The organism is Dellaglioa sp. CoH-55-MRSF-9, assembly GCF_056782155.1.
In genome coordinates, this window is the sequence record NZ_JBXAYG010000003.1 from 120,606 (window position 1) to 133,035 (window position 12,430).

Here is a 12,430-nt window from a genome sequence, read left to right on the forward strand (position 1 = left end):
AATTAAAAGTGTAGAGCACTACAACTTTGAAAGCGTGGTCAAAATGTTTAGAATATCATATCAGTTGACAATAAGATTAAACAATGATTAGACAAACGATTTTAAGTTTCATTTAAGTCTGGTAACATGTATAATAAATTATTGTGTCATTGTATACATCTAAAAAATTTAGGGGTAATTAATTATGAGTGAAGATAATATTAAACACCAAGGTAGCCACAAGAAGCATCATCATAAAAAGAAAAAAATGAGTACACTGAAAAAATGGGGGATTGGTGTCGGAATCGTCGTTGCCGCACTATTGGTTATTGGTGGTGTGTTGATGGCGAAGGTTTATCTAGATGCAAAAGACGTTGTAGATAATACATATCAAAAAGTAAATGTTAAAAGTAAACGAACAACCGGGAGTGTCTCTCTTGATAAAGAGGCGCCTTTCTCAGTTTTAATTTTGGGTGTTGATACGGGCGAAGATGGGAGAACAGATCAAGGTCGATCGGATACAATGATGGTTGCGACAATTAATCCTAAAACAAACTTGACGACATTAACGAGTTTACCTCGTGATACGAAGATTCCGATTACAGGTCACGGGACAGATAATAAATTAAATGCTGCATATGCTTATGGGGATGTTTCCTTAGCGATGGATACTATTCAAAACTATTTAAATATTCCAATTGATTACTATGTTCAGATGAATATGAAGGGCCTGGAAGAATTAACGGGTGCCGTTGGTCCAATTACGGTCAATAATCCATTTGCTTTTTCAGCGGGAAGGCATCAATACGTAAAAGGTGATATTGAGTTAACTGAAAGTAATGTTTTAGACTTTTCTAGAATGAGACATTCTGATCCTAATGGTGATTACGGGCGTCAAAAAAGACAACGCTCGGTTGTGACTGAATTAGGTAAAAAAATAGCTTCTATTGATGGTGTCACAAATTATCAAGCAATTTTGAGTGTACTTGAGAGCAATATGAAAACAAATTTGAAATTTTCTGATATGAAAAAAATAGTGACTCAGTATCGTAGTGCTATAGGCACAATTAAAGATGTTCAACTTCAAGGACAATCACAAATGATAAATGGTGTGTCGTATGAAGTTGTTCCATCAGCACAAGTAACGAAAGTATCCAACATGATCAGAAAACAATTAGACTTAGACTAGGAGAATTATATCAATGGAAGAGACAATCAATCTTGAACAAGTTTTTAGCATTTTAAAGAAACATCTTAAATTAATTATTGGGTTAATAATTGCGGGGGCACTATTAGCATTTTTTGTAACCATGTTCTTTATGACGCCAAAATATAACTCGACTGTTCAAATATTAGTTAATAGAACAGAAACTGCCAATAATGTAGGGGCTGCTTACAATACACAGCAAGCAGATGTCCAAATGATTAATACGTATAAAGACATTATTCAAAATAAAATTGTACTAGATCCTGTGAGAAAAGAAATTGCTAAAAAAGATAATTTCGTTGGTACGAGTGATGATTTAAAAAATCAGATAAGTATATCAAATCAAGAAAATTCACAGGTTTTTAGTGTAACTGTTAAAGATACTAATGCATATCGCGCGGCTGATATTGCAAACTCTGTTGCTGATACGTTTAAAAATAAAATAAAAAAAGTGATGAAAGTTAATAATGTAACAATTGTTGCTGATGCAGTTGCAAAACCTAATGCAGTATCACCTAATAAAAAGATGAATGTATTAATAGGTCTGTTACTAGGGGGGCTTATCGGAATTGGGATTGCATTCGCAATAGAACTTTTTGATAAAACAGTTAAAAACGCTGATTTTTTGACAGATCTTGGTCTTTCAAACTTAGGTATGATTAACCATATTGACGAAACTAATAAGAGTCAAGGACTTTTTGGACAATCAACACCAAGAAAAAGAAAGCATACTAATTAAAATAGATAAGGGGTTATTGAATGATGAGTTTATTAAAAAAAGATAAAAAGTTATCAACTGATAGTATTGATAACGGTGTTGGATTAATTACTGTTACTCAACCAACATCAACGATTGCAGAACAATTTAGGACTGTACGTACGAATATCCAATTTTCAAGTGTTGATAAAGAAATGAAAGTTATTATGGCGACATCATCAGGTCCATCAGAAGGCAAGTCAACAGTTATAACTAATCTTGCTGTAACATATGCTAATCAAGGACTGAAAGTATTGTTAATTGATGCCGATATGCGTAGACCAACTGCGCATCAAACTTTTGGTTTGAGTAATGAAACCGGGCTTACAAATTGTTTGACTGAAAAAAGTATTGATGTTGCAAAAGCAGTTGAAGAAACACCAATTGAAAATTTATATGTTATGCCTGCAGGTCCTACTCCACCGAACCCTTCAGAATTATTGAATACAAAACGGATGGATTCTTTAATTACAGCTGTCGCTGAACAAATGGATATGGTTATCATCGATACACCACCATTAATTTCTGTAACAGATGCACAAATTGTTGCAACAAAAGTTGATGGTACAATTTTAGTTGTGAGACAAGGTGTGGCAAATAAAGGTGCCGTTTTGAAAGCAAAAGAATTATTAGATACCGTTCATGCAAGAATCATTGGGACGATTTTGAATGATGTTTCAGGTAGTGATGAGTCAGGTTATTATGGTGGGTATTATGGCTATTATAAATAATAATTAAGTAGACGTAGGATAATTTAAGGAAGCAGGGATTATAGGTGACTAGGAAAAGTAAACAGGTTGTTTTAACTGGATTGGATAGTTTGATTTGGGTAGTTTCAATTTCATTATCGAGGTTATTTTTAGGGCCGTATATTAGTTTTAGTAACTCTGATTTATTGGAATTTGGGTGTATATGTTTGATTTTATACCTAATAATTGGATACTCATTAAACCTCTTTTCTAAAATTAATAGGTATGCTAGCTTTAAAGAAATAATTGCAATTTTTATTGCAATAACAATTACAGCAGTTATTAGTAATATTAGTTATTTTTTCATAAGTTCAAATTATAGTATTCGTTTTGGAATATTAACTTATTTACTGGCCCTCCTTTTTATTGGTGGCAGCCGATTTGCATGGCGCTATCTTGTTGAAAATATCTTTAATAATGAAGAATCAGAAACATTAATTACAACATTAATAGTCGGTGCAGGGGATGGCGCAGAAGCTTTAATGGAAAGAATACAAAGAGATAATGCCGACTTGAATGTTATTGGATACGTCGATAATGATATTCAAAAACAAAAAATGTGGATGATGGGTAAGAAAGTTTTGGGAACTTTCCAAGAAATTCCAATGATTGTCGAAGAATACGATGTTGAACAGGTCTCAATTGCTATTCCTTCATTAAGTCCCCATAATTACGAGGACTTGTTAGATATTTTAAATCCTCTAAAAGTTAAAATTAATCGCATGTCAAGTTTTGAAGATATGTTAGAAGACAATAGTGATTCTAGAAAAATGCATGAGATTGACGTTGTTGATTTACTGGGTCGACAAGAGATTAAACTTGATATGGCTAAGATTGAAAGCAAAATATATGGTAAAACAATTTTAGTTACAGGAGCGGGTGGCTCTATTGGTTCAGAAATTTGTCGACAGGTTAGCAAATTTGGTCCTAAACGACTAATTTTACTAGGACATGGAGAAAATTCAATTTATTTGATTCATCAAGAATTAAAAAATCTTTATGCTGGGAAAATTGAAATTGTGCCGATTATTGCGGATGTTCAAGACCGGGCACATATTTTTGACTTAATGGCACAATATAAACCAGAAATAGTCTATCATGCTGCAGCACACAAACATGTACCATTAATGGAAGCTAACCCAACTGAAGCCATTAAAAATAATGTTTATGGTACGAAAAATGTTGCTGAAGCTGCTAAGTCTGCAAATGTGAAATCATTTGTAATGATTTCAACTGATAAAGCAGTAAATCCGCCTAATATTATGGGGGCAACGAAACGTCTCGCTGAAATGATTGTAACTAGTTTGAATGAACCAGGTCATACAAAATTCGCCGTTGTTCGTTTTGGTAATGTTCTTGGTAGCCGTGGTAGTGTTGTACCACTGTTTAAGAAACAGATAGCTAAAGGTGGACCAGTTACTGTTACTGATCTTAGAATGACAAGATTCTTTATGACAATTCCTGAAGCTAGCCGTTTAGTGATTCAAGCGGGGACGCTATCTAAAGGTGGAGAACTATTTATCTTAGATATGGGTAAACCGGTTAAAATTGTTGATTTAGCACGAAAAATGATTAAATTAAGTGGATATACTGAAAACGATATTGATATTGTTGAGTCAGGTATGAGACCTGGAGAGAAACTGTATGAAGAATTATTAGTAAGTAGTGAAAAACAGCAAGAGCAAGTATTTGAAAAAATTTTCTTGGGTAAAGTAACACCATACAAGATTGATGAAATTATGAGTTTTGTTAAGAGTGTAGAGCCGTTAACTGGTACTGCTTTGAAAAAAGAAGTTATTAGATATGCACATACTCATAATGGTGAACCCTCAATTGATTCGGAAGGTATGCGTTAATGTATAAAAAATATTTTAAAAGAACAATTGATTTTGTTATTTCTTTAGTAGGCCTTGTACTTTTATCGCCTATTTTTTTAATTATCGCAATTATTGTTAAAGTCGATTCGAAAGGCCCTATTTTCTTTGTACAAAAGCGGGTAAGTATTAATAAAACCTACTTTGGTATTTTAAAATTTAGGACGATGAGAACTGATACACCTGATGTACCTACTCACTTATTGAAAGATCCGGATGCTTTCATTACTCGCTCGGGTAAAATTTTACGAAAAACGAGTCTTGACGAATTACCACAAATTATTAATATTTTAACAGGTAAGATGAGTATCGTTGGTCCTCGACCAGCACTTTGGAGTCAAGAAGATTTAATTAACGAACGTGAAAAGTACGGCGCTAATAACGTTTACCCAGGGTTAACTGGATTAGCACAAATTAGTGGGAGAGATGAATTATCTATTGCTGAGAAATCAAAAATTGATGGTGATTACGTGCAACTTTTATCTTTTTCAGAAGATTTAAAAATTTTTTTTGGAACAATTACATCAGTTTTAAAGAGTGATGGTGTAAAGGAAGGTAAGAGTGATGACTAAACGAGTTTTGATAACCGGTGCACATAGTTATATTGGAGGGGCATTTAAAAGCTGGATTAATAAATCAGAATCGGAAGATATATCAGTTGATATGATGAGCGTTCGAGATGATAAATGGAGAGGAAAAAATTTTGGTCTATATGATGTAGTACTTAATGTTGCGGGTATTGCACATGTATCTTCGGATCCGAGTATGGAGGATCAATATTATAAAGTAAATAGAGATCTCGCAATTAATTTGGCTAAAAAAGCTAAATCTGAGGGAGTGAAACAATTTATTTTTTTATCAAGTATGATAGTATATGGTGAAAAAAATGGACTACAAAATACTAATATAATTACTCGAGAGACAATAATGAACCCAATTGATTTTTATGGTGATAGTAAGCTACAGGCAGATGTAGAAATTCAAAAATTAGCAGACGATAACTTTAAAACGGTTGTTATCAGAACTCCGATGGTTTACGGACCGAATAGTAAGGGTAATTTTCCAAGGCTACTGAAGTTAGCTGAGAAATCCCTGATTTTCCCAAGTATTAACAATGAACGAAGTATGATTTATGTAGATGTATTAACAGAATTTATCAAACAGATAATTATTAATGATGCATCAGGCCTTTATTTCCCTCAAAATAAAGAATATGTTTCTACAAGCGATGTAATCAAAGTAACAAGGAAATTATTAAGAAAGAAAGTATACTTTATCTCTATTTTTAATCCGCTTATTTCTCTATTATCAAGGAAGTTTCGTGTTTTTAATAAAATATATGGTAGTAAAGTTTATGATAAAAAAATTAGCGAGTGCTCTTTCGAATATACATTAGGACTTACATTAGAAAATACGATAACGAAAATTTTAATGGAGGATAAGAAATGAAAAAAGTTTTAATCGTTGCGTCGGTTGCTTCAATGATTGAACAATTTAATATGGATAATATCAGAATATTACAAGAATTAGGATATAATGTGGAAGTTGCAACTAACTTTTATTCCGCTGGAACTATACCAGATGATATGGCTAATTCCTTAAAAAAGAAGCTTGAAGGAAAAAATATAATTTGTCATCAAATTGACTTTTTAAGAGGAATTGGTTCAATAAAAGCAAATAAAAAAGCATATAATCAGCTTGAAAAATTAGCAAGTACAACTACCTATAATTTTGTGCATTGCCATTCACCGATGGGAAGTGTATTAACTAGATTAGTTTTTAAAAATAATAAAGAAACTAAAATTGTTTATACGGCACATGGCTTTCAGTTCTTTAAGGGCGGGCCGAAAAAAGATTGGATATTATTTTATCCTATAGAACGTTACTTATCTAAATATACGGATATTTTAATAACAATCAACAATGAAGATTACTCAATTGGAAAATCTTTTGGTATAAAAGAAGTTTTACATGTGCCTGGCGTTGGAATAAAATGGGAACAATTACGAGAACAATCAACTAATATCGATGAATTGAAAACTGATTTAAAGATAAGTAAGAATAGTAAAGTGATGATTTCTGTAGGTGAATTATCTAAGCGGAAAAATCATATTGTGGGAATAGAAGCAGTAAATAAATTGAAAGATAAAATTGATATTACATATATTATATGCGGTGTTGGAGATCAAAGAGATTTATTAGAAAAAAAAGTGAAAGAGTATGGATTAGAAGAAAAGATTATTTTTACAGGTTATTCTGAAAATATTAAACAATATTTAGATATAGCAGATTTTTCTCTTTTTCCATCTAAACGAGAAGGATTAGGACTAGCGGGATTAGAAGCTATGGCTACTGGTCTTCCATTAGTAAGTACTTACTTAGGGGGGATCAAAGATTACACAGAAAATGGTATCAGCGGGTGTGTAGTGGATGATCCTACTGATATTTCCCAGTTTGTGAAAGCTATAGAAAATTTACTAGGCATCAATGATAAAGAATACGAAAAAATTGTTAAAAACAATATTGAAGTATCAAAAAAATATAGTATTAAGAATGTAAATGAAATTATGTATAGTTTATATTCTAAAATTTAAATTATGCGATGTTGTCTATAAATTGAAAGGATTCGCAATGATTAAAAACACAAAAATAGTATTGATAGCTATATATTTTGGAGAATTACCAAATTATTTTGATTTATGGTTAAAATCAGCGGAATATAATAATGAGATAGATTTTCTAATATATACTGATCAAAATATATCTACAACCATACCGAATGTTAAAATAAAAATAGTCAACTTTAAAGATATTCAAGCGAAAATAAGATCACATTATACATTTCCTATAAAAATTAATAATCCGTATAAGTTGAATGACTACAAACCGGCTTACGGTGAAATATTTGAGGAAGACATCTCGGGATATGATTGGTGGGGATTTGTGGATATTGATACTATATTTGGAGATTTAAAAAAATTTTTATCTGAGGATATACTAAAAAAATATGACAAAATAAATACTCGTGGACATTTTCAAATGTATAGAAATAATAATCAAATTAATAATGCATATAAAATTGATCATCATAAAAAAGGGACGTACAATTATAAGCAGGCATTTACAACTGATGACGCAACTCACTTTGATGAAATTTGGGGAACTGCAAAATTTATGCCCGACACAGATATGAGAATATATGATCCATATAAAGAAAAGGTCTATTATGCTGATATTTGGGTAAAAGCATTTCGATTTATAACACTTGATATTTCTGAGGGAAAACAATATCAAGTGTTTAGATGGCATGATGGGGAACTAGTAATGAATTATATTGATAACGGAAAAATTAAAACTAAAAAGATAGAATATATTCATTTACAAAAAAGAAAAATGCAAGTTGATGTTGAAATATCAAATGATGACCATAGCTTTTTAATTGTACCTAATAAGTTTATAACAGATGAAAAGTTGTCTATTGAAAATATAAAGAAATATAATGAAGGAAAATGGCCTAATGGTATCCGCAGATATTTCCAATATTATATTAAGCAATTATTTAATGGGGAGCTTAAGGCTAGAATACGAAGAATTTGGCTCTAAATATAAGATTGAAAATAGATTAACACTTTTTATCTGAATATTAAAATCACTAATAAATATTAAGGAGAACTTAGTCATGAGTGATAATTTTAAAATTGATTTTGTAGTGACATGGGTTGATGGAAATGATGATATCTGGCGGAATAAAAAAAATAAGTACGCGGGAAACAAAAATTTAAATGCGGATGAACGTTTCAGAGATTATGATATTTTTAAATGGTGGTTTGAAGGTGTAAAAAAATTTGCACCATGGGTAAACCATATTTTTTTAATTACCGACAAACAAGTTCCGAAGTTTCCATTGGACATGAAAAATCTAACAATTGTTGATCATTCTGATTTTATTCCTGAAGAATATTTACCTACTTTTAATTCGAATGTCATTGAAATGAATATTCCAAGAATTAAAAATTTATCGGAACATTTTATCGTATTTAATGACGATACGTTTATAACTAACAAGGTAGATCCAACAGATTTCTTTTCTCAAGATGGGACTCCTAAGGATGTAGGATTAATGGGACTTATTCAACCGTCGGAAGAATTTTCGTTAATACCTTTTAATAATATACTTATTATTAATAAGTGGTTCTCAAAAAATAATATTTTGAAGAAGAATTTCTTTAAAATATTTAATTGGCAATACGGGTTTCAAAATGTAAGAAATTTCTTAGTTTTACCATATAGGTCTGTTCTGGGATGGTATGAACCGCATTTGCCTAGTAGTTTATTGAAAAGTACATTTAAAGAAATATATCAAAAAGAACCAGCTTTGTTAGCCGAACTTAGTAAAAATCGTTTTCGTACTAGAAATGATGTAAATATTTGGTTGGCACGCGATTGGCAACTTTCAAAAGGGAATTTTGAACCACGTAGATTTTCGTTTGGAAAGTTTGAGAAGTTGCCAGAAGATGGAGATTTTTCAAAAATAAAGCGCGCCTTAAAATCCAAGGCAAAAATAGTTGTTATAAACGACATATCGTTACCATTGGAGAGCCTTTCAGAAACGAAAGAACAATTAAGAAAAATATTCGCTGAACACTTTAGCTAATTAGGAGGATCTAATTATGAGTGACGTTGCAATTTTAATGGCTACCTACAATGGTGAAAAATTTTTAATGGAGCAAATTGAAAGTATTAAGAATCAATCATATGGGAATTGGCACCTATTTATTAGAGATGATTTTTCGAAAGATAATACCAGTAAAATTTTAGATAATTTTAAAAGAGATCCTAAAATAACGATACTAGATAGCTCGCTAAATATTAATGAAAAGGGCCAATTAGGAAATTTTGAAATTTTAATGAATAACGTTCCAGACCAGTATGAATATGTTATGTTCTCAGATCAGGATGATGTATGGTATACAAATAAAATTGAGATATCATTAAATGAAATTAGACACCTGCCTAACGAAAAAGTACTGCCTAAGCTTGTATATACGAATTATGACGAGTTTTTTGAAGTAGTGGGGGACGGAAGTGTGAACTACAGTGGTGTAGAAAAGAAAAATAAACCAACATATCAACGTATTTTTCTACATAACTGGTTAATGGGTAATACGATGATTATTAATCGTAACTTATTAGAAATTTCAAAAAACATCCCGATAGAAGCAGTTAATCATGATGCATGGCTTGCATTAGTTGCTGGATTATATGATGGGATTGGATATATAGATAGTGCGACTGATGGTCATAGAATGCATTCATTTAATATTACAAGAGGTGCCGATGCACATAAAAAAAGTACAATTATAAAAAGTAAGTTAATTGATTTAAAAAAATATAAAGTTAAATTTGATCGATTTTCCAAATTGGTTAATGAATTAGAACTACAATTTTCAAATTCGCCTATTAAAATAAAAAAAAGAATTACTATGTTGAAATATTTTGTAGAAAAGAAGGGTATCGAAGCCATAATATTTGGCAAAAAGAATGGTTTTTTTACCAATATTCACGGTCACAATACCTTACTCTATTTGGAGGAAATATTAAGGTTATTCAAAAAATAATGTTAGTATTTACATAAAATTTAATTAAAAATGGAATACAGCATAAGCAAATTTCATTAATTGTTTAAGAAATGACTATCTAGGAGTTTATATGACATATTTATTTGCAATAGTAACCAATTTCTTTTTGGATCATGTTCATGGTAAAAAAAATAATATCATTCCGTTCATTGGAATCGGAATATTAGCATGGCTAGCGGGTGCTGCTAGTAAGATGACGACGACCGATTATCCTAGTTATCTTATTAATTATGATAATAGTTCTTTAGCACCATATAATCACCAATTTGAGTGGGGCTATATGTGGCTTTCTCGAATTTTTGCGGCAAACGGAGTGACATATGCTGATTTTAGATTAATATTATTTATTGTTAGTTTTATTATTTTGACAGTTGCAATATTAAGATTTACAAAGAATTTAGGATCTTTTGTTTGGGTTTTTGCAATTTTTCCTTTTTTTAATGAGGCAACACAGGCACGTAATTTTTTTATGATTTCTATTGCTCTATTAGGGCTAAGTTTTTTACAGAAAAAAAATGTAAAAAATATTATTATTGCCATCGGATTAATCTTATTGAGCGCATCAATGCATTCATCTGGATATATATTTTTAATAATAATTCCCTTAAGCTTTTTGAGCGAAAAATATGTGAAAATTTTTGTACAATTAATTATTGGTTTTTTTGTAATTTTAACAATTGTACAATTTATTCCAGGTTTAAGTGGTTTATTGAAAAATATAATAACGAAAGTTTCATTGCATTCATCTAGGACACAATTGTTTGATAAACTGAACACAAGTTATGCTGCTGGTTCATCAAAAATAATGCTTATAGAAATAGCTTTATCATATTTTTCAATGTTAGGACTTGGATATTATTTTTTGAAAATTAATAGCCTATCAACTGAGATTAAAAATAAATTGAAATTGTTATTCTTAATTTCGTTAACTGGTCTTGTAGCACTCCCATTTTTAGTTATGTCGATACAATATCAACGGTTCCAACGTAACTCTTTCGCACCAATTATAATTGCATACGCGCTAATTAGGGAGCATAAAGATGAGATTGATAGTAGAATATTATTAAAGATTGATTTAATGATGGTGGGGATACTCTTATTAGCTGTTATAGCGTTTTATGGAGTGTTAGTACCACAAGAATTTGTTGACAGTATTCCATATTTAGTACATTGGAAATCGCTTTAGCATTGTCGTTTAAAGAAAAGTAATTAAGGAGTAAATTTTTGAAAAATATAGCTGTGATTATGTCAACGTATAATGGCGAAAAGTACGTCGAGGAACAATTAAATAGTATTATTGAGCAAAAATATAAAAATGAAGATAACATACAGATTTATGTTAGAGATGATGGTTCAACAGATAATACAATAGATATTTTAAAAAGATACGAAAATAAAAATTTGTTAAAAATAATTTATTCAAGCGGAAATATGGGTGTTAAACGTTCCTTTTTTGAATTACTTAGGGTTGTCGATGCTGATTACTATTTTTTTTCTGATCAAGATGATGTTTGGGTTTCAGATAAAATAATGCAATTTATGGATAAATTTGATTTGTTAGACAATAAAATAACACAAGCTATATTTTCAGATCTTATGATTGCTGATAAAAAGGCTGTTTCAACAAATATTAAAATGTCTAAAATGTTAGTAGGCGAAAATTATAATCATTCATTGAATGATTTATTATTCAATTTTAAAGTAACCGGAGCGGCATTAGCAATTAATAAGAAACTAAGAGATGAAGTACTTATGTTAACAGATGAAGATATTGAAAATGTAACAATGCATGATTCAATTATTGCTAAAATCAGCTCAGCAAGTGGGAATTTAACGTACATTGATAAAGTAACGGTTTACTATAGACAACATGAAAATAACGTCATCGGAATTGGTAAGAGTAATGTACACTTGTATGAAGTTTTTCGTAGATTAAAAATAAGATATAAACAATTAGGTCGGATTAAAAAGGAAAATATTGTTCTGTATGAAAGATTTTCTAATATCATTAAAAATGATACTGAAAAAAAAATGCTAGAAGATACATATAAGTTTTATGATACAAAGAATATCTTTAAAAGATATTCTTTGTATCATAAATTTCATAGTTTAATTAATACAACAGCACAAAGAATAATTATATGGTTTGTTTAATAGAGAGTGATTAGGTGGTTACTATCAATTTAATAAAAAAAAGTTTTAGGCGTAATTTTATTACGGCATAT

General features: G+C 30.5%; 12 protein-coding genes. All 12 read left to right on the plus strand.

All coding sequences use genetic code 11. The features are described 5' to 3' along the window. Positions 1-184: 184 nt before the first annotated feature. The 12 genes from AC1RPV_RS04330 (at position 185) to AC1RPV_RS04385 (ending at position 12,359) form a co-directional block, all read left to right on the plus strand. A complete protein-coding gene (locus tag AC1RPV_RS04330; RefSeq protein WP_481761545.1) occupies positions 185-1,168 on the plus strand; it encodes an LCP family glycopolymer transferase in 984 nt (327 codons plus the stop codon). A gap of 13 nt (positions 1,169-1,181) precedes the next feature. Then, positions 1,182-1,925 (plus strand): YveK family protein, encoded by a 744-nt coding sequence (locus tag AC1RPV_RS04335; RefSeq protein WP_481761544.1) that lies wholly within the window; start codon positions 1,182-1,184, stop codon positions 1,923-1,925. A 23-nt stretch (positions 1,926-1,948) separates the two neighbouring features. Continuing rightward, on the plus strand, positions 1,949-2,674 hold the full coding sequence (locus tag AC1RPV_RS04340; protein WP_481761629.1) for a CpsD/CapB family tyrosine-protein kinase: 726 nt from the start codon (positions 1,949-1,951) through the stop codon (positions 2,672-2,674). Between the two features lie 44 nt (positions 2,675-2,718). Beyond that, the gene (locus AC1RPV_RS04345; protein ID WP_481761543.1) at positions 2,719-4,548 is read left to right on the plus strand and encodes a polysaccharide biosynthesis protein; all 1,830 of its coding nucleotides are present in this window, start codon (positions 2,719-2,721) and stop codon (positions 4,546-4,548) included. Continuing rightward, the gene (locus AC1RPV_RS04350; RefSeq protein ID WP_481761542.1) at positions 4,548-5,138 is read left to right on the plus strand and encodes a sugar transferase; all 591 of its coding nucleotides are present in this window, start codon (positions 4,548-4,550) and stop codon (positions 5,136-5,138) included. The genes AC1RPV_RS04345 and AC1RPV_RS04350 overlap by 1 nt, the downstream gene beginning before the upstream one ends. Continuing rightward, on the plus strand, positions 5,131-6,015 hold the full coding sequence (locus AC1RPV_RS04355) for an NAD-dependent epimerase/dehydratase family protein (RefSeq protein WP_481761541.1): 885 nt from the start codon (positions 5,131-5,133) through the stop codon (positions 6,013-6,015). Before AC1RPV_RS04350 ends, AC1RPV_RS04355 begins: the two co-directional genes overlap by 8 nt. Beyond that, positions 6,012-7,160 carry a glycosyltransferase gene (locus AC1RPV_RS04360; protein WP_481761540.1) on the plus strand — a complete coding sequence of 383 codons (1,149 nt, stop codon included), beginning with the start codon at positions 6,012-6,014 and terminating at the stop codon, positions 7,158-7,160. The genes AC1RPV_RS04355 and AC1RPV_RS04360 overlap by 4 nt, the downstream gene beginning before the upstream one ends. A 37-nt stretch (positions 7,161-7,197) precedes the next feature. Next, complete coding sequence (locus AC1RPV_RS04365; protein WP_481761539.1) at positions 7,198-8,169, plus strand: DUF6625 family protein; 972 nt, start codon at positions 7,198-7,200, stop codon at positions 8,167-8,169. 76 nt (positions 8,170-8,245) lie between these two features. Further along, complete coding sequence (locus tag AC1RPV_RS04370) at positions 8,246-9,220, plus strand: Stealth CR1 domain-containing protein (protein WP_481761538.1); 975 nt, start codon at positions 8,246-8,248, stop codon at positions 9,218-9,220. Positions 9,221-9,236: 16 nt separating this feature from the next. After that, positions 9,237-10,184, plus strand: coding sequence for a glycosyltransferase (locus tag AC1RPV_RS04375; protein WP_481761537.1), 948 nt, complete (start codon positions 9,237-9,239; stop codon positions 10,182-10,184). A 91-nt stretch (positions 10,185-10,275) separates the two neighbouring features. Further along, on the plus strand, positions 10,276-11,391 hold the full coding sequence (locus AC1RPV_RS04380; RefSeq protein ID WP_481761536.1) for an EpsG family protein: 1,116 nt from the start codon (positions 10,276-10,278) through the stop codon (positions 11,389-11,391). A 38-nt stretch (positions 11,392-11,429) separates the two neighbouring features. Then, positions 11,430-12,359, plus strand: a complete 930-nt coding sequence (locus tag AC1RPV_RS04385) for a glycosyltransferase family 2 protein (protein WP_481761535.1) — start codon at positions 11,430-11,432, stop codon at positions 12,357-12,359. Positions 12,360-12,430: the final 71 nt, after the last annotated feature.